At 70.8% G+C, this 22841-nt stretch carries 8 protein-coding genes; 4 read left to right on the top strand and 4 right to left on the bottom strand.

Annotated features, from left to right (window positions below; translation table 11 throughout):
- Positions 1-32: 32 nt before the first annotated feature.
- The 4 genes from G6N09_RS20280 to G6N09_RS07590 all read right to left on the bottom strand — a co-directional run bounded on the left by G6N09_RS20280 (position 33) and on the right by G6N09_RS07590 (position 15358).
- A complete protein-coding gene (locus tag G6N09_RS20280; protein WP_163752708.1) occupies positions 33-13034 on the bottom strand; it encodes a beta strand repeat-containing protein in 13002 nt (4333 codons plus the stop codon).
- A 1126-nt stretch (positions 13035-14160) separates the two neighbouring features.
- Positions 14161-14499, bottom strand: coding sequence for a hypothetical protein (locus tag G6N09_RS07580; RefSeq protein ID WP_163752711.1), 339 nt, complete (start codon positions 14497-14499; stop codon positions 14161-14163).
- 129 nt (positions 14500-14628) lie between these two features.
- Positions 14629-14760 (bottom strand): hypothetical protein, encoded by a 132-nt coding sequence (locus G6N09_RS20285; RefSeq protein ID WP_264074652.1) that lies wholly within the window; start codon positions 14758-14760, stop codon positions 14629-14631.
- Between the two features lie 49 nt (positions 14761-14809).
- Complete coding sequence (locus tag G6N09_RS07590; protein ID WP_234807119.1) at positions 14810-15358, bottom strand: hypothetical protein; 549 nt, start codon at positions 15356-15358, stop codon at positions 14810-14812.
- Positions 15359-15435: 77 nt separating this feature from the next.
- Between G6N09_RS07590 and G6N09_RS07595 the strand changes: the two genes are divergently transcribed.
- From G6N09_RS07595 to G6N09_RS07610, 4 genes are read left to right on the top strand one after another with little or no spacing between them, the layout of a single operon-like run.
- Positions 15436-16818, top strand: a complete 1383-nt coding sequence (locus tag G6N09_RS07595; protein ID WP_083027979.1) for a decaprenylphosphoryl-beta-D-ribose oxidase — start codon at positions 15436-15438, stop codon at positions 16816-16818.
- Complete coding sequence (locus G6N09_RS07600; RefSeq protein ID WP_083027978.1) at positions 16819-17583, top strand: decaprenylphospho-beta-D-erythro-pentofuranosid-2-ulose 2-reductase; 765 nt, start codon at positions 16819-16821, stop codon at positions 17581-17583. It begins immediately after the preceding gene.
- Positions 17583-19535, top strand: a complete 1953-nt coding sequence (locus tag G6N09_RS07605) for a galactan 5-O-arabinofuranosyltransferase (RefSeq protein ID WP_083027977.1) — start codon at positions 17583-17585, stop codon at positions 19533-19535. Before G6N09_RS07600 ends, G6N09_RS07605 begins: the two co-directional genes overlap by 1 nt.
- A gap of 34 nt (positions 19536-19569) precedes the next feature.
- Positions 19570-22767, top strand: a complete 3198-nt coding sequence (locus G6N09_RS07610; RefSeq protein ID WP_083027976.1) for an arabinosyltransferase domain-containing protein — start codon at positions 19570-19572, stop codon at positions 22765-22767.
- Positions 22768-22841 lie beyond the last annotated feature (74 nt).

Consider the following 22841-nt stretch of genomic DNA (forward strand, 5'->3'; position numbering starts at 1 on the left):
GGGCACCCTCGCCTAGGTGCGGGTCGCCGCGGTCAGTTGCTAGTGCCGTTGGTGCCGGCCGTACCAGTCACCCCGCCGGGTTGCCCGACGCCACCGTCACCGCCGTCACCGCCGGTGCCGGACTGGCCGTTGAAGCCGCCGGTTCCGCCGCTGCCGCCCTTGCCGCCGGCGCCGTCGCCGACGCCCGGGCCGCCGTCACCACCGTTACCGCCGTTGCCGCCGACACCGGCACTGCCGGTGACCGAGGTGGGGGCAGGGCCTTGGAGCTGGACATTGCCCCAACCACCGGCACCACCGGCACCACCCTTGGCGCCGCCCGCGCCGTTGAGGCCGCCATCACCGCCAGTACCGCCGGTCGCGGTGCTCGCTGTGATCGAGGTGCCCGGGTAGGTCGCCTGCAACCATGCACGGCCGCCGAGCCCGCCGTCACCTCCCAGGCCGGCACCGCCGTCGCCGGCGGTCAACGTGCCATCGGCCGTCGCGTTGAAGGCGCTCAAGTTGGCCGAGCCACCCTTGCCGCCGGTGGCACCCGCAGCACTCGCGTCGCCGCCGTTACCGCCCTGGGCGATACCGGAAGCTTCGGCCCCAGTTCCACCGGCCAGGATGCTGCCGCGGTCCCCAGCGCCGCCCTTGCCGCCGCCGGTGGCGTCGCCGCCGTTGCCGCCGGTGGCGGTGCCGTGTGCGGTCCCACCGATGCCGCCCCCCTCTGGCCGAGCGCTTTGAATGATGCCGGTGGCGCCGACACCGCCGACACTGCCTGCGCCGGTGGCGTTGCCGCCGCTGCCGCCGGTGGCGGTGCCGTAGGAGAGGCCTCCCGCGCCGTTGGCCTCGAGTTCGCCGAACCAGCCCTTGCCGCCCACGCCGCCGTCGGTGCCGGCGCCGCCGGCGCCGCCGATAGCGATCGCGGTGTTGCCGCCACCGACCGTGCCGCCGGCGTCGTCGACGATCAGCTGACCACTGCCGCCTTCGCCGCCGGTCCCGTTGGTTCCGGCCCCGCCGACCCCACCAAAGGCGGTGCCGGTGATGCTGCTGCCGGCACCGTTGGCACCGGCGAGGACGAATCCGCCGAGACCACCGTGTCCGCCGTCGGTTCCCGCGCCGCCGGCACCGGCAGTGACGGTGGTGTTGGTGACCGACGCGCCGTTGGTGACGGCAACGGTGGCCGCACCACCCGCGCCACCGATACCCCCGGTGGACCCGACGCCGGCGTTACCGCCGGTGGCGGTGCTGCCGGAGACGGTGCTCCCGGTGCCATCGGCCGACACCGTCGCATTGCCGCCGGTGGCCGTGGCGCCGTTCTGTCCGGCGATTGCGTGGCTGCCCGAGATGGAACCACCGTTGGTGGCACTGACCGTGGCATAACCACCCAGGCCCGCGCCGCCGCCGTCAGCCCCCACCGCCGAGCTATTGGCAATGGTCCCGTTGATGGCCTCGACCTTGGCGATTCCGCCGTTGATCGTGCTGCTGGCGTCGCCGCCGGTAGCGGTGCTGCCGGTGATGTTGCCGCCGCTGCCGGCGTCACCCAGGGTGCCGGCGAAGACGTACCCCTGGCCGCCCAGGGCGCCCGAAGCGTTGACCCCGCCGAGGCCGGAGCCACCGTCGCCGCCGGTGGCCGTGCTGCCGGTGGCGATGCTGCCGTCGGCGTTCGCCACGATCCGGCCCTGACCACCGGTGCCACCGCGGCCACCGTCGCTGGCCGCGCCGCCGTCGCCACCGGTCGCGGTTCCCGACGCCTGGCTGTTCTGACCGAACGCCTGGATGTTGCCGATGGTGCCGTTGCCGCCCACACTGCCCGCACCGGTGCCGTCGCCGCCGTTGCCGCTGGACGCGGTGCCGCTGGCTTGTGAGCCGGCGGCGAACGCACCCACCTGGCCGGCGCTGCCGTTGCCGCCGGTGCCGCCCTCAAGGCCGGCGCCGCCGTTGCCGCCGTTCGCGGTGCCGTTGGCCGTCGCCCCGGATCCGCCGGCGACCACGCTGCCGGTGGCGCCGGTGCCGCCCTTGCCTCCGCCGGTGGCGTCACCACCGTTGCCGCCTTGAGCGGTTCCGCTCGCCGAGCCGTCGTTGCCGCCGATGCCCGTTCGGACGAAGCCGGACTGGATGTTGCCGCTGCCGCCCTTACCGCCGATGCTGCCGGCGCCGTCGGCGCTACCGCCGTTACCGCCTTGGCCGTCACCGGATGTGCTGCCGCCGGCGCCGCCCTCGACTCCGGCCGTGACGGCGGAGTAGCCACCGGCTCCGCCGACGCCGCCCTCTGTTGCGCTACCACCGTCGCCGCCGGTCGCCGACCCATTCGTCACGGTGCCGCCAAAGGCGGCCGCGACGTCGGCGTCCGAACCTGTGCCGCCGACACTGTCGACGCCGGAGGCGTTGCCACCGTTGCCGCCGGTGGCGGTGGCACCGTCCACGCTGCTACCGGCGCCGACGGCCGTGATCCGGCCCGCACCGCCGTTGCCGCCGTGGCCACCGTCGGTGCCGGTTCCGCCTTGGCCGCCGTAGGCGGTCGAGTTGGTGACCACGCCGCCGCCGGTGGCGGTGATGGTGGCATCGCCACCGGCACCGTCGGTGCCGGGGACCGAGAAGAGGCTGAAGCCGCCGCGGGCGAACTCTTCGCCACCGCCGCCGCCGTCCGCGCCCACCACATGGCTGCCGGTGATGGTGCTGCCTGAGTCAGCGGTGATCGTCGCGTCGCCGCCGGCCGCGCTGGCCGAGGCATTGCCGCCGGTCGCCGAACTGTCTTCGACGGTGCTGCCGTCGGTGGCGTACACCGTTGCCGACCCGCCAGCGCCACCGTCGCCGCCGTTACCGCCGGTGACCTGAGTGCCGGTGACGGAGGCGCCGCTGTCGACGTTCACGATGGCGCCGCCGCCTTCGCCGCCGTTACCGGCGTTGCCGCCCACGACCGTCACGTTGGTGACGGTGACGTCTGAGCCCACAGCCTCGATGACGGCCGCTCCGCCCGCATAATCGTCGCCACCATTACCGCCCGTGACGGAGCTGTCGATGATGGCGGCTCCGTCGGTCGCGGCCAGCTTGGCGTCGCCACCCGCGCCCCCGGCGCCGGCGTTGCCGCCGGTGATGCTGCCGCCCGTGATGGTGCTGGTCGCGTCGACGGTGACGATCGCCGAGCCGCCCGCGAAGTCCGCCGAGGAACTGCCGCCGGTGATCGTCACGTTCTCCACGGTGCCGTCGATGACGAGGCTGGCCACACCGCCGGTCAGGCCGGGAGCCCCCGGTCCGCTGACGGTGCCGTTCTCGCCGTTGCCGCCCTTGCCGCCGGTGACCGTAGTGCCGGTGGTGTCTCCGGTGCCGCCGAGGTAGGCGCCGCCACCGCCACCACCGCCACCACCGCCGTAGCCGATGTCGCCGGAACCTTGGTGACCGGTGCCGCCGACACCGCCGCCGCCGCCGGTCGCGCCGTTACCGACTCCCGCGCCCTTGCCACCATCGCCGCCGGTGCCTCCGGTGGCGCCGGTACCACCGTTACCGCCGTTACCGCCGGTTCCGCCGGACTGCGGAATGCCGCCGATCAGGCCCGCGGCGTCGCCGCCGTCGCCGCCGTTTCCACCGGCACCACCGGCGCCCGTGGCACCGACGGTTCCGCTGGCGCCCGTGGTGCCACCGGTGCCGCCGGCACCCGCCGCCCCACCAACACCGCCGCTGACGCTGCCGCCATTGCCGCCGTTGCCGGCCAGCAGACCGGTGCCACCGTCGGCACCGTCGCCACCATCACCGCCCTTACCCGCGATACCGCCGGTGCCGCCGTTGCCGCCCTGGCCGCCGGCACTGCCGGACAGACCCGTGCCGCCCTTGCCACCCGCACCACCGGCGCCACCAGCACCGGCGTTGCCACCGTCGCCGCCGTTCGCGCCCGGAGCCACCGCGTCGACACCGTCGGTGCCGTTACTGCCGTTTCCGCCCGTACCGCCCGTACCGCCGGTGCCGCCACCGATGCCGTTACCGCCGGCACCACCGGCGCCTCCGGCGCCGCCGGCAATCCCGTTGACACCGTTGGCGCCGGGAGCGGGGTCGGTGACGACGGGGCCCAGACCGGCGTCGCCACCGTTACCACCGGAACCACCATTGCCGCCGACGCTGGTGGATCCGGTGCCACCGGCACCACCGGCACCACCGATGCCGGCCGCACCGCCCGTGGCGTCGCCGCCATCACCGCCAGCGCCACCGTTGCCGGCTGCGGTGCCCGCCCCCTGGTTGCCGCCGGCACCACCGACGCCACCATTTCCGGCCTTGCCCGGGTTGTAGTCCGAGGGGTCGGGGTTGGCGTTGTTGCCCGCACCCGCCGAGCCGCCGTTACCACCGGCGCCGCCGTTTCCGGCCGCGACGCCAGAGGCACCGTCGGCACCCTTACCGCCCGCACCAGCGGTGCCGGCCCAACCGCCGGCACCCACCGCACCGTCCTGGCCGCCATCGGTACCGGCACCGCCCTGGCCCGCGGCACCACCGTTGCCGCCGTTTCCGCCCTTGCCGCCGTCGAGGCCACTACCGGCCGGCGCGTTGGCACCCGCCGCACCGCCCAGGGCCTGGCCACCCTGGCCACCCCGGCCACCGTTACCACCGCCGACACCACCGATGCCCTGACCACCGGCGCCGCCAGCACCACCGGCGCCACCGTTACCGCCGTCGTAACCGTTGCCGTTCGCATCGGTCCCGGAACCACCCGCGGCCTGACCACCGCGACCACCCAGGCCGCCGTCGCCACCAACGCCGTTGGCGCCATCTGCGGCGTCACCGGCACCGGCACCACCAGCACCCGCGTTACCGCCGTTACCGGCTGTGCCACCGACACCACCGTCACGACCGGGCGCCCCAGTCACCGCGCCCGGGTTGCCCGCCGTACCGCCGCGGCCACCGAGACCACCGTCTCCACCGGCACCGCCGACACCACCACTGGCCGCGTCGATACCCTCACCGCCGGCACCGCCGACACCACCGTTACCGGCGGCACCACCCAGCCCGCCGTCACCGGCGTCGAAGCCGGGCGAGCCATAGCCGCCGTGACCACCGGTGCCACCCGTGCCACCGTCGCCGGCGGCACCACCGGTACCGCCGAACACGCCCTTGCCGCCGACACCACCGTTGCCGCCGTTGCCGCCGATGCCGCCGTTCCCGCCATCCGTGCCCTGCAGCGAGCCCCAGCCGCCGCGGCCGGCTTCGCCACCGACACCACCGGCCCCACCGGTACCGCCCGTACCGGCGTTGGACTCGCCGCCGGCGCCACCGACACCGCCTTCGCCACCATTGCCGGCGTTACCGCCGATCACACTGTGGTCGTAGCCGTCGGAGATCGAGCCCGGGAGCTCTGCGGTACCGGCCCAGCCGCCGACACCACCGGCGCCACCGGCGCCACCGGCGCCACCGTTGCCGATCACACCGGTGGCAGCACCACCCTCGCCACCGGTGCCACCCTTGCCGCCGGCGCCACCGGTGCCGGTGGTGTTTCCACCGTGGCCGTTCTGGAAGCCGCCCTGGCCACCGTTACCGCCGGCACCGCCAGCACCACCGGCGTAACCGTCCCCGGCGGCGTTGTCCGCACCGGCCGCACCGGCGCCACCGTTGCCACCGGCGCCACCGTTGCCCGCACCCTTCAGCGGGTCGTTGTAGCCCGCGGTCGCGGCGCTACCGCCGTTACCGCCGGCCGCACCGGCCTGGCCGGTGCCGTCGGGGAGCTGGCCCACGCCGTCTCCGCCGTTGCCGCCGTTACCGCCGTCACCGCCGAGACCGACCGCGCCCTGGGAACCCGCCGCAGCGTAAGTGCCGTCACCGTTGTCGCCGCCAGCGCCGCCCGTACCGCCGCGACCGACAAACCCGCCGGTGCCACCGTTGCCGCCCTTGCCCGCGGCGATGCTGGAAGCGCCGTCGCCGTCGCCGCCGGTGCCACCATTGCCGCCGACACCCGCGTTGCCGCCGAGGCCGCCATCGCCGCCCGCACCGCCTTGGCCGTGCTGGCCGGAACCGCCTCCGCCCGCGGCACCGGCCGCGCCACCGGCGCCACCGGCACCACCAGCGCCACCGATTGTGGCGTTGCCGCCCTTACCGCCATTACCGCCGGCCACACCGGTGTTGCCCGAGTTGTCGGTGCCCGCGGCACCGTCCACGCCGGAGCCGCCGGCACCGCCGGTGCCGCCTTCGCCACCCTGACCACCATTGCCGCTGACGCCCGAGACCGCGCCACCGGCACCGCCGACACCACCAGCGCCACCCTTGCCACCGGCACCACCGGCGGTAGTGGCCGAAGATCCTGCCGCCACACCGCTGATACCTGCCGCGCCGTCAGCACCCGATCCGCCGGCACCGCCGACACCACCGTCGGCGTGCGCTCCACCGGCGCCGCCGGCACCGCCGAGGCCGCCGTCCTGACCAGTGACGCCGTCGACTCCGAAGCCCTGGGCGTCACCACCCGCGCCGCCGGCACCGCCGGCGCTGTCGGTGCCGCTCGTACCGGCACTGCCATTGGAACCGCCCGCGCCGGCCCCGGCCAGTCCGATGCTGCCCGCCGCGCCGCCGTCGGCGCCGTCACCACCCTTGCCACCGGCACCAGCGTTGTTGCCGCCACCACCACCGGCACCGTCACCACCGTTGCCGGCGGTACCGGCGTTGCCACCACTGCCGGCGTTGCCACCGTTGCCCGCGGTTCCGTTGGCACTGCTGCCGCCCTCGCCGCCGTTACCGCCGGCGCCACCGGCACCTGCGCTACCGCCGTTGGTGCCCGAATCGCCGCTGCCCGCCACCGCGGTGTAGCCGTCGCCGCCGTTGCCGCCGACGCCACCAGCGCCACCGGAACCGCCGGCACCAGCGACGAACCCGCTACCGCCCTTACCGCCGGCACCACCGGCACCACCGGCGCTGGCGTTATCGCCGGCAACTCCGACTCCGGGACTGTTCACGCCGGTGTAGCCGGCGCCACCCGTACCGCCGGCACCACCAGCGCCACCGTTTCCGGAGTCTGCGCGATCGGTACCGTTGACCTCAAAACCACCTAGACCGCCGTCACCGCCCGCGCCACCAGTACCGCCATCGCCACCGTCCACACCCACGGTGGAGCTGTCCGAACCCGTGGCACCGTCCTTGCCGGCACCACCATTGCCGCCCACGCCGGCCGCACCGTCAGCGGCATTGCCACCGCCGACTTCAGCCCCACCCTTACCGGCGTTACCGCCGGTGCCACCATTGCCACCAGCAGTACCCGCCGCCGCGCCGCCATCAGAGGCCGCGTCGTACCCGACGCCACCAGCACCACCATCGCCACCGGTACCAGCCGAACCATTGGTTCCACTGGCGGCCTGAGTGCCGCCACCAGAGAAGCCACCCGCGCCACCGGCACCGGCGTTACCACCATCGCCACCATTGCCACCGGCACCACCGTCAGGGCTTCCCGCCGTGCCCGCGGTACCGACACCACCATCAGCACCATCGGTGCCCGAACCGCCCTGGCCACCGACACCACCCGCGCCGTGGTTTCCGGCCACCGAACCGGCACCCGCGATACCGCCGTTGCCACCCATACCACCGTTGCCGCCCGAGGTCCCCGCCGCAGCACCAGCACTCACCGCGTCATAGCCGGCACCACCAACACCACCGGCACCACCATCGCCACCAAGGCCCTGAACCGCACGAGTAACGCCATCGCCCTGCAAACCACCCAAGCCACCATTACCGCCACCACCACCGGCAGTACCCGCAGTGCCGTTGACATTGATCGCATCCCCAGCAGTACCGGCAGCACCGTCCTTGCCATCGCCACCATTGCCGCCCACGCCGGCCGCACCGTCAGCGGCATTGCCACCGCCGACTTCAGCCCCACCCTTACCGGCGTTACCGCCGGTGCCACCATTGCCGCCATTAGTACCCGCCGCCGCGCCGCCATCAGAGGCCGCGTCGTAGCCGGCGCCACCGACACCACCATTACCGCCCGCGCCGGCGGAACCGTTTCCGCCAGTGGCGGCTTGAGTGCCGCCACCAGAGAAGCCACCCGCGCCACCGGCACCGGCGTTACCACCATCGCCACCATTGCCACCGGCACCACCGTCAGGGCTTCCCGCCGTGCCCGCGGTACCGACACCACCATCAGCACCATCGGTGCCCGAACCGCCCTGGCCACCGACACCACCCGCGCCGTGGTTTCCGGCCACCGAACCGGCACCCGCGATACCGCCGTTGCCACCCATACCACCGTTGCCGCCCGAGGTCCCCGCCGCAGCACCAGCACTCACCGCGTCATAGCCGGCACCACCAACACCACCGGCACCACCATCGCCACCAAGGCCCTGAACCGCACGAGTAACGCCATCGCCCTGCAAACCACCCAAGCCACCATTACCGCCACCACCACCGGCAGTACCCGCAGTGCCGTTGACATTGATCGCATCGCCAGCAGTACCGGCAGCACCGTCCTTGCCATCGCCACCATCGCCACCGACCCCGGCCGCGCCGTTAGCGGCGTTGCCACCGACCTGACTGCCACCCAGACCCGCGTTACCGCCCGCACCACCATTGCCACCAGCAGTACCCGCCGCCGCAGCACCATCGCCGGCAGCGTTGTACCCGGCACCACCGGCACCACCGCTGCCGCCCTTACCGGCCACACCATTAGTGCCCGCAGCAGCCTGCACCCCGCCACCGGACACACCACCAGCGCCACCAGCTCCGGCGTTACCACCATTGCCACCATTGCCACCCGCACCACCGTCAGGGCTACCGGCCGTACCCGCGGTACCGATCACACCATTGGTGCCGTCGGTTCCACTACCGCCCTTGCCGCCGACACCACCGGCGCCCTGCGTGCCGGCCACCGAACCGGTACCCGCCACACCACCATTGCCACCAGCACCACCAGTACCACCAGACGTTCCGGCTGCCGCACCCGCAACCACCGCGTCATAACCAGCGCCACCAGCACCACCAGCACCACCATTGCCGCCGGTACCTGTCGTGGCCCGCGTGACACCGTCAGCCTGCACACCACCGAGGCCGCCGTTACCACCCTTGCCACCGGCGGTACCCGCAGTGCCATTGACGTTGATGGCATCACCGGCAGTACCGGCAGTGCCGTTCTTGCCCGAACCACCATTGCCGCCAACACCGGCCGTGCCATTGGCGGCATTGCCACCGACCTGGGAACCACCCAAACCGGCGTTTCCACCGAGGCCACCGTTGCCACCGGCGGTACCGGCCGCCGCAGCACCATCGCCGGCAGCGTTGTACCCGGCACCACCGGCACCACCGCTGCCGCCCTTACCGGCCACACCATTAGTGCCCGCAGCAGCCTGCACCCCGCCACCGGACACACCACCAGCGCCACCAGCTCCGGCGTTACCACCATTGCCACCATTGCCACCCGCACCACCGTCAGGGCTACCGGCCGTACCCGCGGTACCGATCACACCATTGGTGCCGTCGGTTCCACTACCGCCCTTGCCGCCGACACCACCGGCGCCCTGCGTGCCGGCCACCGAACCGGTACCCGCCACACCACCATTGCCACCAGCACCACCAGTACCACCAGACGTTCCGGCTGCCGCACCCGCAACCACCGCGTCATAACCAGCGCCACCAGCGCCACCAGCACCACCATTGCCGCCGGTACCTGTCGTGGCCCGCGTGACACCGTCAGCCTGCACACCACCGAGGCCGCCGTTACCACCCTTGCCACCGGCGGTACCCGCAGTGCCATTGACGTTGATGGCATCACCGGCAGTACCGGCAGTGCCGTTCTTGCCCGAACCACCATTGCCGCCAACACCGGCCGTGCCATTGGCGGCATTGCCACCGACCTGGGAACCACCCAAACCGGCGTTACCGCCCACACCACCATTGCCACCCGCAGTACCCGCCGCGGCAGCACCATCGCCGGCAGCGTTGTACCCGGCACCACCGGCACCACCATTGCCGCCCTTACCGGCCACACCATTAGTGCCCGCAGCAGCCTGCACCCCGCCACCGGACACACCACCAGCGCCACCGGCACCGGCGTTACCACCATTGCCACCATTGCCACCCGCACCACCGTCAGGGCTACCGGCCGTACCGGCAGTACCGACCGCGCCCGTCGCGCCCGCAGTGCCCGAGCCGCCCTTGCCGCCCACGCCGCCCGCGCCGTGCGCACCGGCAACCGAACCGGTGCCCCCGACACCACCGTTGGCACCCGCACCACCATTGCCACCGGAAGTCCCGGCTGCCGCACCCGCAACCACCGCGTCATAACCAGCGCCACCAGCACCACCAGCACCACCATTGCCGCCGGTACCTGTCGTGGCCCGCGTGACACCGTCAGCCTGCACACCACCGAGGCCGCCGTTACCACCCTTGCCACCGGCGGTACCCGCAGTGCCATTGACGTTGATGGCATCACCGGCAGTACCGGCAGTGCCGTTCTTGCCCGAACCACCATTGCCGCCAACACCGGCCGTGCCATTGGCGGCATTGCCACCGACCTGGGAACCACCCAAACCGGCGTTTCCACCGAGGCCACCGTTGCCACCGGCGGTACCGGCCGCCGCAGCACCATCGCCGGCAGCGTTGTACCCGGCACCACCGGCACCACCATTGCCGCCCTTACCGGCCACACCATTAGTGCCCGCAGCAGCCTGCACCCCGCCACCGGACACACCACCAGCGCCACCGGCACCGGCGTTACCACCATTGCCACCATTGCCACCCGCACCACCGTCAGGGCTACCGGCCGTACCCGCGGTACCGACCGCGCCCGTCGCACCGTTGGTACCGGAACCACCGTTGCCGCCGACACCGCCAACACCGTGCAGACCCGCCACCGAGCCCGTGCCGGCCAAGCCACCGTTGCCGCCTACACCGCCGGCACCACCATCGGTACCCGGTGCCGCTCCGGCACCGACCGCGTCATACCCGGCACCGCCCTTCCCGCCAGCACCACCATCGCCACCGAGACCCGTGGTGGCGCGGGTGAGGCCATCAGACTGCAAGCCGCCTAATCCGCCATTGCCCCCGCGGCCACCCGCCTGACCGTCCGTTCCATCGATGTCGGTGGACGTCCCGTTGACGCCGTTCGCCCCGTCCTTGCCGTCGCCGCCATTGCCACCCACACCGGCCGAACCAGCACCGGCACGAGAGCCATCGACCTCGAGGCCGCCGACACCGGCGTTACCCCCGATGCCGCCATTACCGCCGGCAGTACCCGCAAGTGCCCCGGGGTCTGTGGCCGCGTCATATCCATGGCCACCCACCCCGCCATTGCCACCCGCACCTGCCGTGCCATCGCTACCGTCCGCTGCAAAGTTGCCGCCACCCGAGGCGCCGCCGGCACCACCGGCACCGGCATTGCCGCCAGTCCCACCGTTGCCGCCGTCGCCGCCATTCATCGTCGACGCGGTCCCGGCAATACCGGTCGCACCGTTGATGCCCGCGGTACCCGAGCCGCCATCACCGCCGATACCGCCCGCGCCATGCGTGCCGGCTACCGTGCCAGTGCCGCCGACACCGCCGTTGCCACCGACACCACCGTTACCCCCGGACACACCGCCGCCGGCACCCTCGGTGACCGCGTCGTACCCGGCACCACCGGCAGCACCACTGCCACCATTGCCGCCGTCACCGGTGACGGCGCGCGTAACGCCATCGGCCTGCACGCCACCAAGACCACCGTTACCGCCAGCACCACCATTACCGCCAGCAGTGCCGTCGGCGGACAACGCGGTGCCATCGACGCCGGCAAAGCCTTGCCCGCCGGCACCGCCGTTGCCGCCGCTACCGGCGATGCCACCGGCGCCGCTGGCGGCCTGCCCGCCGGCACCCTGACCGCCAACACCGCCAAGTCCGGCATTTCCACCCGCACCACCGGCCTGACCAGCGAATCCATCGACATGCAGGGCCGTGCCATCGTCGCCGTCGGCGCCATCATGGCCGTCACCACCAATGCCACCGTCGCCACCGGCCGCACCGACACCCTGGTCTCCTGCGGTGCCCGCAGCTCCCGCACTGGCGAACCAGCCGCCGGCCCCGCCGGCACCGGCCTTGCCGGCCGCTCCACCGTTGCCACCGGCACCACCGTTGCCGCCACTGACCGCATCGACGCTGCCCGCCGTGCCGTCCGCTCCGTCTGCGCCGTCGCCGCCGGCACCACCAGCGGCACCGGAACCACCCGAGCCACCCTTACCACCGGCGCCGAAGAGCAGGTACGAACCCCGACCACCGGCGCCGCCATTGCCCCCGGCGCCGCCACTCTGACCGGCCTCACCGTCGGCACCAGGCAGAACACCGGCCAAGCCCGCGACCCCTGCTAGACCGTCGGCACCGTTTCCGCCAGCACCAGCGGTGCTGAACAGGCCCCACAGCGCAGCATCGCCACCGCGACCGCCGACGCCACCGTCGTCACCGGCGAAGAAGGCCTCGCCGCCGTCCCCACCGTCGCCTCCTCGGCTGAACCAAGCGAACAGACCCGCCGCGCCGCCATCGCCGCCATCGCCGCCCTGATAGCCGTCGCCACCGGCACCGCCGTCGCCGCCGAACAAGCCACCCTGACCACCCGAACCACCATCAAACTCGCCGCCCGTGCCATCGGCGTTCCAACCGGTTCCACCCGAACCCCAAATCCATCCGCCGGCAGCACCGTCGGGGTTGAGCGCAGTTCCGTCCGCCCCATCACCGAACGGCCGGAGCCAATCGATGTCACCCCAGTTGAAGGACGCATCCGCAGAACCCGGTAGATCAAGGAAATCCGCGCCGATAGCGCTCAGGCTCAGGTCCGCAAACAGTGCGTCCCACGTGGCCTGGTTGCCCAAGCCATCAAAGAACACCGACCAACTGGCCGGGTCCAAGACCACCGTCCACGCGTCCTGATCACCCCAATTGACGCTCACGCCGGCCATGGCGTCCCACAGCCCCTCACCGAAGAGGTCCACCCACACGTCTTCGACATCGGCATGCGCCGCGGGCGCTGCCGTCGGGAGCATCCCGAACGCCAGGAACGCGCTGACCGCAGTTCCCGCGCCAAAGATCCGGCTACTGCGAGTGTTCTGTGAACCACTCCGACGGTGACGAGACATGGGCACGTTCTCCTTAGCTGGAGATATTGACGGCGGCGTCAATTCTTATGGGTGGCTAGGCTAGCAGGGGCATTCCGCTAGTCAACCCCGCTTGCCTCGACCTCGAGACGGTTCGACGGCCCGGCCGATACCAGTCCTGAACAGGCAAGGCGTGGATTGACTGGCATTTACACCGGATACTTACAGCTAACTTGCAGCATGTTGTCGGATTGAGTTTTTTCTTAGATTTAACTCAAACGGTGGGCCACCCGGGCGACAGGGAGGCCATGGCGCTCGCGCGTCGGCGGGCGGGCGGGTGTCGCCGGCGATCGGCGTGGCGCCCCCGGCCGATGCCGCAGCACCAGACCGGAAGGGCGGATTACCGGGACGGCGACAACCACGTCCCCATACGTCGAGGTTGGGCTGGCCGCTGAGCGGAGTGCGCACCGAAGACGGCTCACTCCCAGGGACAAGTGCGCTCGCCAGATTCCGGACTCCGGGCACACAAACCTTCCGGTACTCATTATTAACCTGGCGACTACAGGCCATGTCGTCTCCCATTAACTGGTACTCAACTCTGGCACAGCATTTCCGCTGTAGGGCCACGCTAACAGCGTTCCCGGGCAAGTCAACCCCTATTCGCCCAGGCAGATCGATGGGCACGCTCACCCCCTGTGACCTGCACCTTCGGTTAGCGAGACTCCATAAATCGACTTATAACGAAAGTTAATTTGCCATCGCAGATCGTTATTGTTTGAAATTCGGACGATTTGACGAATTCTCAGCAAGCGATATTAGGCTCGCCTGATTTTGCTGGCAGCACGAGCGATCGCTTCGCCGTCGCCAGCGCAGCAGGACGGTGTGAGGTCACCGGAGACGCCGAAGGACGGCAGCCGGCACGGAACCGCCAGTGAGCCTGCCACCGGCTCGGGCCGCGAACCGTGGCTCTCACTTTCTGCCCATCAAGGACCAACGCGGCCATCCCGTAGCCGGGATGACCGCGTTGGTCCTTCGAGTCAGGATCAGCCTTTGGGGCCGGACCCGTTCGGGCCGTTGCCGCCGTGCCCACAGTCACCACCGCCGCCCAAGTTGCCGCCGTTACCCCCCGCGCCGCCGGCACCACCGGTGCCCGACGATCCAGTGTTGTTTAGCCGTCACCGCCGTTGCCGCCGTTGCCAACTGGGCCACCGGGCACACTGCCCGCACCGCCGGCGGTCGCGTTGCCGGCGCCGGTTCCGGCACTGCCGCCCAGGGCGCTCGGGTAGGAGACACCACCGCCGCCGCCGTTGTGATTGGTGGCGTCGCCGTTCGCTCCGGCACCTCCGTCGCCGGCCACGCCACCGTTGCCACCGTTGCCACCCGCACCGAGGTTGCCCGCACCGAGGTTGCCCGCGGCGCCGTTTGCCGCGGTTCCGCCGTTGCCGCCCTTGCCGCCGATGGCGCCGTCCTGGCCGTTGTTGGCCTGACCGGCCATGCCAGAGGCCACGACGCCCTCCGCTCCGGATTTGCCACAGCCACCCGCGCCGCCGTCGGCGCCGGTTCCGCCGGCTCCACCGGTGCCGACCGATCCGGCTTCGCCTCCGTTGCCCCCGTTACCGCCGCCGCCGCCGGCGACCTATCCAGTGCTGGCGTCGTAGCCCGCACCACCCGTGCCACCGGCTCCGCCGGCGGGTTTGGCTCGCGCCCGGAGGTCCAACTCGCGGTAGGTGAGCAGGTCCACCAACGTAAATGCGCTGGGCTCTGTCATCGACATCGCCCAGCGCACCTACAGATTGAACGGAATTACTACTGCTGAACTACTGCTGCTGGCAGAGGTTGTCCAGGACGTCGATCTGGCCGCGCAGCTGGTCGCGCAGCGGCTGCTGGACCTCGTCCTCGGGAGCGTGCCCCGCCAGGTAGTTGATGCTCAGCGCCTCGAGGGTGTCGGCCATGTCGCCGACCGCCTGGGCCACGTCGGCCGGGGTGGCCGGGTTGTCCGCCAGGATCTGGTTCAGGTAGGAGCCACCGGCGAACAGCGAGAGCCGCGCGTTGGTGCCGACCGCCAGGTCACCGGCGAGGTCGCCCGGGACCGGGTTCTGCAGGTTGGTGTTGAACTGGGTGCCCTGACGCACGACGCTCTGCGCGTTGCAGATGTTGCCCTTGGCCTGCGTCCGCTGGTCATCGTTGAACTTCTGGCTCGTCGACGGGTGGAACCAGCCGAGAATAGCCAGAACGATGCCGATCACGGCCAGCGCCAAAGCGACGATCGTGGGCACCGACAACGCCGACGCTGAGGTGGAAGATTGCGGAAAACCCGCGCTCTTGGGCTTGGCAGAGGACGATTCACTCGCAGAGGTCTCAGGCATTGCGCGATCGTAACGGGACAGGTCCGTTTAGTCACGCTGAATCGAGATCCGGCGCGTTGCCGGTACCCTCATGTGCGATGTTGAGCACCGAGCTGCAGACGACAACGCGCCGCCTCACCGGTTGGGGGCGCACTGCGCCGAGCGTGGCGCAGGTCTTGTCGACCCCGGACGTCGACATCATCGCCAAGGCGGTGGCCCGATCGGCCGATTCCGGGAACCGCGGTGTGATCGCCCGTGGCCTGGGCCGTTCCTACGGCGACAATGCCCAGAACGGCGGCGGCCTGGTGATCGACATGACCGCACTGAACCGGATCCACTCGATCTCCTCCGACCGCGGCGTCGTCGACGTCGACGGTGGGGTGAGCCTGGATCAGCTGATGAAGGCGGCGTTGCCCTTCGGGTTGTGGGTGCCGGTGCTGCCCGGGACTCGCCAGGTCACCATCGGCGGGGCGATCGCCTGCGACATCCACGGCAAGAACCACCACAGCGAGGGCAGCTTCGGCAACCACGTGCGCTCCATCGAGTTGTTGACCGCCGACGGTTCGGTGCGGCAGCTGACTCCGGACGGACCCGAGGCCGCATTGTTCTGGGCCACGGTCGGCGGCAACGGCCTGACCGGGATCATCCTGCGCGCCACGATTGCCATGACGCCGACCGAGACGGCGTATTTCATCAACGACGGCGACAACACCAGCACTCTCGATGAGACCATCGCTTTTCACAGCGACGGCAGCGAAGCCAACTACACCTATTCTTCGGCGTGGTTTGACGCGATCAGCGCACCACCCAAGCTGGGCCGCGCCACCATCACCCGCGGACGCCTGGCCCTGCGCGACGAGCTGCCGGCGAAGCTCGCACGCAACCCGCTGAAGTTCGACGCACCGCAGTTGATGACAGTGCCCGACATCTTCCCCAACGGGTTGATGAACAAATTGAGCCTGAGCGCCATCGGCGAGCTGTACTACCGTCGAGGCGGCCACTATCGCGGCAAGGTGCAGAACCTGACGCAGTTCTATCACCCGCTGGACCTGCTCGGTGAGTGGAACCGCGGCTACGGCCCGGCCGGCTTCGCGCAATACCAGTTCCTGGTGCCCACCGAGGCCGTCGAGGAATTCAAGAGCATCATCATCGACATCCAGGCCAGCGGGCACTACTCGGCCCTCAACGTGTTCAAGCTGTTCGGACCGGGGAACGAAGCGCCGCTGAGCTTCCCGATGCCCGGCTGGAATGTGTGCCTGGACTTCCCGATGAAACCCGGCGTCAACGAGCTGCTCAACTCCCTCGACCGCCGGGTCCTGGAGTTCGGCGGCCGGCTCTACACCGCCAAGGACTCCCGCACCACAGCGGAGAACTTCCACGCCATGTACCCGCGGATCGGCGAATGGATCGCGGTACGCCGCCAGGTGGATCCCGACGGGATCTTCGCCTCCGATATGGCCCGACGTTTGGAGCTTATGTAGATGGTGTTCGACGCAACCGGAAACCCCCAGTCGATTCTGCTGCTGGGCGGTACCTCCGAGATCGGCCTGGCGATCTGCGCGCGCTACCTGCGCCACGCCTCGGCGAGCGTGGTGCTGGCCTGCCTGCCCGGTGATCCCGGCCGGGACGGCGCCGTTGCCGCGATGGAGGCGGCCGGCGCCAAGTCGGTGCGGATCGTCGACTTCGACGCGCTGGACACCGCAAGCCACCCGGCGATGATCGACGCCGCGTTCAGCACCGGCGATATCGATGTGGCGATCGTGGCCTTCGGTATGGACGCCGACGCCGAGGAACTCTGGCACAACCAGGCCAAGGCCGTGCTGGTCGCCGGGGTCAACTACACGGCGGCGGTTTCGGTGGGGGTGCTGCTCGCCAACAAGATGGGTGCCCAGGGTTTCGGGCAGATCATCGCGATGAGTTCGGTGGCCGGTGAGCGAGTGCGCCGGACCAACTTCGTCTACGGCTCCACCAAGGCGGGGCTCGACGGCTTCTACCTTGGTCTGGGCGAGGCGCTTCGCGACGACGGGGTGCGGGTGCTGGTGATCCGGCCCGGGCAGGTGCGCACCCGGTTCTCGGCCCACGTCAAGGAAGCGCCGCTGACCGTCGACAAGGAAGACGTCGCCGAGCTGGCGGTGACCGCGGCCGCCAAGGGCAAAGAGATCGTCTGGGCGCCCGGGGCATTCCGCTACGTCATGATGGTGCTGCGGCACGTCCCGCGAGTGATCTTCCGCCGGCTGCCCATCTGATGCGCACCGCGCTGGCCACCGTCGGTCAGATGATGCTGGCCGCCGCGGTGGCCGTCGTCGTCGCGGTGGTCGCGTTGGTGGCGATCGCGCGGGTGCAGTGGCCGGCGTATCCCTCCTCGAACCAGCTGCATGCGCTGACCACCGTCGGACAGGTGGGCTGCCTGGCCGGGCTGGCCGCCGCCGCCGTGCTGTCGCGGCGCGGCCGGCAGGTTCTGGCCTGGCTCGTCGCGGTGACGTTCGTCAGTGCGTTCGCGGTGGTGACGCTGGCGATGCCGCTGGGGGCCACCAAGCTCTACCTGTTCGGGATCTCGGTCGATCAACAGTTCCGCACCGAATACCTGACCCGCCTAACCGACAGTCCGCGGCTTGCCGACATGACCTATCTGGGACTGCCGCCCTATTACCCGCCGGGCTGGTTCTGGCTGGGCGGACGGGCCGCAGCCTGGACCGGCACGCCGGCATGGGAGATGTACAAGCCGTGGGCGATCACCTCGATGGCGGTGGCCGTCGCGGTGGCGCTGGTGCTGTGGAACCGCATGATCCGCTTCGAGCTGGCCCTGCTGGTCACCATCGCGGGCGCCGCGGTGACGCTGGCCTACAGCTCACCGGAGCCGTACGCGGCGATCATCACTGTGCTGTTGCCCCCGGTGCTGGTCCTGGCCTGGTCGGGCCTGCGGGCCGGATACCGGCTTGCCGCCCCTACCCCCGCCGAGCGTGAAGCTGCGCTCACGGTGGGAGCCGAGCGTGAAGCCAGCTTCACCCTCGGCGGGAGAAACGGCTGGGGCGCGGTCGCCGGCACCGGCCTGTTCCTGGGCTTCGCCGCCACCTTCTACACCCTGCTTGTGGCCTATGGCGCGTTCACGGTGACATTGATGGCGGTCGTGCTGGCGGCGTCACGGGCCGTCACACGCGCCGGTGTGAAGACCACGCTGAGCCCGCTGGCTCGGTTAGCGGTGATCGGCGTGATCGCTGCGGCCCTCGCATCGATCACCTGGACGCCCTATCTGCTGGCGACCCTGCGCCGCCCGGCGGGCGAGAGCCGCAGCGCCTTCCACTATCTGCCCGGCGACGGCGCCGAGCTGAGCTTCCCCATGCTGCAGTTCACGCTGCTCGGGGCGTTGTGCCTGCTGGGCACGCTGTGGCTGGTGGTCCGGGCGTCCACGTCGACCCGGGCAGCTGCGCTGGCGATCGGTGTCGTCGGCGTCTACCTGTGGTCGATGTTGTCCATGCTCTCGACTCTGGCCCGCACCACGCTGCTGAGTTTCCGGCTGCAGCCGACGTTGACGGTGCTGCTGGCGACAGCCGGCGTATTCGGCTTCGTCGAAGGTGCGCGCGCGCTCGGTCGCGCCGCGCAAGGCTGGCACACCGTGGTGTATCCCGCGGCGACGGCGGTGGGCCTGGCCGGGGCATTGGCATTCAGCCAAGACATCCCCGAGGTGCTGCGGCCCGACATCACTGTCGCCTACACCGACACCGATGGCCACGGCGAGCGCGGCGACCGCCGACCACCCGGCGCGGTGAAGTACTACGAGGCGGTTGACGCCGCGATCCTGGCGGCCACCGGCAGACCACGCAATGAGACGGTGGTGCTCACCGCCGACTACAGCTTCCTGTCCTATTACCCCTACTGGGGTTTCCAGGGCCTCACCCCGCACTACGCCAACCCGTTGGCCCAATTCTCGGCCCGCGCGGCGGCGATCGAGGCCTGGTCGACGCTCGAGACGTCCGAGCAGTTCACCCACGCACTCGACGACCTGGCGTGGCCGGCTCCGACCGTATTTCTGATGCGCCCCGCCGCCACCGACAGCTACACGTTGCGGCTGGCCAAAGACGTCTACCCCAACCATCCCAACGTGCGCCGCTACACCGTGGAGCTCGGCGCGGCGCTGTTCGCGGGGCCGCAGTTCCGGGTGCAGAAGATCGGGCCTTTCGTGCTGGCCGTCCGCACCTGACAGGCGCTGCAGACCGCCCCGATAACATCTCTGCGTGACCGATACGCGCGCCGACTACCCGATCGCTCGGACCGTCGCTGTCGTCGCCGGCATTCTGGGTACTCTGCTGGCGATCCTGACCCCGTTGTTGCCGGTCAAACAGACCACCGCCGAGCTCAACTGGCCGCAGAACGGCGTACTGGCCAGCGTGCAGGCGCCGCTGATCGGCTACGTCGCCACCGACCTGAACATCAGCGTGCCGTGCCAGGCCGCGGCCGGTCTCACCCCGGCCAAGTCGGTGCTGCTGTCCACCGTGCCCAAGCAGGCTCCCAAGGCTGTCGACCGCGGACTGCTCATCGAACGCGTCAATGACGATCTCGTTCTGGTGGTGCGCAACGTGCCGGTGGTGGTGGCACCGCTGTCGGCGGTGCTCGGCCCGGATTGTCAGAAGCTGACCTTCACCGCACACGCCGACCGGGTCACCGCCGAGTTCGTCGGCCTGACCTACGGGCCCAACGCCGAGCACCCCGGCTCGCCGCTGACCGGCACCCGCAGTGGCTACGACTTCCGCCCGCAGATCGTCGGCGTCTACACCGACCTGGCCGGCCCGGCACCGGCCGGTCTGGACTTCCACGCCACCGTCGACACCCGCTTCTCCAGCGCACCCACGCCGCTCAAGCTCGCCGCAATGCTTCTCGGGGTGGCACTGACGATCGCCGCCCTGATCGCGTTGCACATCCTCGACACCGCCGACGGCACCCGGCACCGGCGCTTCCTGCCGGCCCGCTGGTGGTCGATGAAACCGCTGGACGCGCTCGTAACGCTGGTGTTGGTGTGGTGGCACTTCGTGGGCGCCAACACCTCCGACGACGGCTACATCCTCACGATGGCCCGGATCTCCGAGCACGCCGGATATATGGCCAACTTCTACCGATGGTTCGGCACCCCGGAGGCGCCGTTCGGTTGGTACTACGACCTGCTCGCAGTGTGGTCGCAGGTGTCCACCACCAGCATCTGGATGCGACTGCCCACCCTGGGCATGGCGCTGGCCTGCTGGTGGCTGATCAGCCGTGAGGTGATCCCCCGCCTGGGTCACGCCGTCAAGCACAGCCGGGCCGCGGCCTGGACCGCGGCGGGCATGTTCCTGGCGTTCTGGCTGCCGCTGAATAACGGCCTGCGCCCGGAACCGATCATCGCGTTGGGCATCCTGGCGACCTGGTGCTCGGTGGAGCGGGCGGTGGCCACCAGCCGACTACTGCCGCTGGCGATCGCCTGCATCATCGGCGCGATGACGCTGTTCTCCGGGCCGACCGGGATCGCGTCGATCGGCGCCCTGCTGGTGGCGATCGGGCCGCTGCGCACGATTTTGCACCGGCGCTCGAAGCAGTTCGGGCTGGCGCCACTGCTGGCCCCGATCGCCGCTGCGGTCAGTATCACCGCGATCGTGATCTTCCGGGACCAGACCCTGGCCAGCGAGATCGAAGCCAGCACGCTGAAATCGGCGGTCGGGCCCAGCCTGGCCTGGTTCGAAGAGCACGTCCGCTACGAGCGGCTTTTCTTGGCTACCCCCGACGGATCGGTGGCGCGCCGGTTCCCGGTGCTGGCCCTGGGCGTCGCGTTGGCGGTGTCGGTGGCGATGGCGCTGCGCAAGGGCCGGATTCCTGGCACCGCCGCGGGGCCCAGCCGGCGCATCATCGGGATCACGATCATCTCGTTCATCGCGATGATGTTCACCCCGACCAAGTGGACCCACCACTTCGGCGTGTTCGCCGGGCTGGCCGGGTCGTTGGGCGCACTGGCCGCCGTGGCGGTGAGCGCAGCCGCCATGCACTCCCGCCGTAACCGGGCACTGTTCACCGCGGTGGTGCTGTTCATCACCGCACTGTCGTTCGCCAGCGTCAACGGCTGGTGGTACGTCTCCAACTTCGGGGTGCCCTGGTCGAACGCGTTCCCCAAATGGCACCTGGCGTTCGCCACCATCGGTGTGGCGCTGACCGTGGCCGCCGCACTGGTGGCGGCGTGGTTCCACTTCACCGGGGGCCCCGACCGGCCACCGCGCTGGGCGGCGCTGTCGGGCTACCCGCTGGCGATCGCGTCCTGGGTGCTGATCGTCTTCGAGGTGGTGTCGCTGACCGCGGCGATGGTGGGTCAGTACCCCGCCTGGACGGTGGGTCGCTCCAATCTGGGTGCTCTTCCGGTGGTGGGCACCGGTAGCACCTGCGGGTTGGCCGACGACGTGTTGGTCGAGCAGGACCCGACCGCCGGGATCCTCACCCCGATCGACGCTCCGGTCGACGACGCTCTGGGCGCGACGTTTTCGGTCGGGTTCACCCCCAACGGGATCCCCGCCGATGTCTCGGCCGATCAGGTGATCGGCCCGCCCGGGTTGGGCCGGCTGGCCGATGACGACGCGCAGACCGCCGGCGGCGAGGCAGGCACTGAGGGTGGCACCACCGCGGCCGAGGGTGTGAACGGCTCGCGAGCCCGCCTGCCCTACACGCTGGACCCGGCCCGGGTGCCGGTGCTGGGTAGCTGGCGCCCCGGTATTCAGGTGCCCGCGCTGTTGCGCTCGGCCTGGTATCGGCTACCGGCCGATCGGGCCAACGCCGGGCCACTGCTGGTGGTGACGGCGGCGGGTCGCTTCGACCGCGGTGAGGTCATCGCACAGTGGGCCACCGAATCCGGCGCGGCCGCCGACAAGCCTGGTGGCACGGTCGAGTTCGGTGACATCGGTGCGGTCCCCGCCTGGCGCAATCTGCGGGCGCCCCTGTCGGCGATCCCGGCCGAGGCCACCCGCGTGCGGCTAGTGGTCCGCGACGACGACCTGGCACCGCAACATTGGATCGCGGTGACTCCACCGCGGGTCCCGCAGCTGCGCACCCTGCAGGATGTGGTGGGCTCGTCCGACCCGGTGCTGTTGGACTGGCTGGTCGGCCTGGCATTCCCCTGCCAGCGTCCGTTCGGCCACCAGAACGGGGTGACCGAAGTGCCGAAGTGGCGGATCCTGCCGGATCGGTTCGGCGCGGAGGCCAACTCCCCGGTGATGGACAACAACGGCGGCGGTCCGCTCGGCATCACCGAGCTGCTGGTCCGTGCGACCACGGTGCCCAGTTATCTGAACCACGACTGGTTCAGCGACTGGGGTGCACTGCAGCGGTTGACGCCGTACTACCCCGCCGCCACACCGGCTCAGCTGGATCTGGGCACCGCCGTACGGTCCGGGCTGTGGAGCCCCGCGCCACTGCGGCACTGATCGCCGTCACCCGTCTCACTCGTCTGCCACACGCCTCACTCGCCCCAGGCGTCACCGGATCCAGGCGCGTTGCA

The sequence above is a fragment of the Mycolicibacter minnesotensis genome, from assembly GCF_010731755.1.
Classification (GTDB): Bacteria; Actinomycetota; Actinomycetes; order Mycobacteriales; family Mycobacteriaceae; genus Mycobacterium; species Mycobacterium minnesotense.

Bases quoted from the DNA above. Each gene is read 5' to 3' on its own strand.
- G6N09_RS07600 (WP_083027978.1), top strand. From the start codon at position 16,819: ATGGTGTTCGACGCAACCGGAAACCCCCAGTCGATTCTGCTGCTGGGC.
- G6N09_RS07605 (WP_083027977.1), top strand. From the start codon at position 17,583: ATGCGCACCGCGCTGGCCACCGTCGGTCAGATGATGCTGGCCGCCGCG.
- G6N09_RS20285 (WP_264074652.1), bottom strand. From the start codon at position 14,760: ATGACAGAGCCCAGCGCATTTACGTTGGTGGACCTGCTCACCTACCGC.
- G6N09_RS07595 (WP_083027979.1), top strand. From the start codon at position 15,436: ATGTTGAGCACCGAGCTGCAGACGACAACGCGCCGCCTCACCGGTTGG.
- G6N09_RS07590 (WP_234807119.1), bottom strand. From the start codon at position 15,358: ATGCCTGAGACCTCTGCGAGTGAATCGTCCTCTGCCAAGCCCAAGAGC.
- G6N09_RS20280 (WP_163752708.1), bottom strand. From the start codon at position 13,034: ATGTCTCGTCACCGTCGGAGTGGTTCACAGAACACTCGCAGTAGCCGG.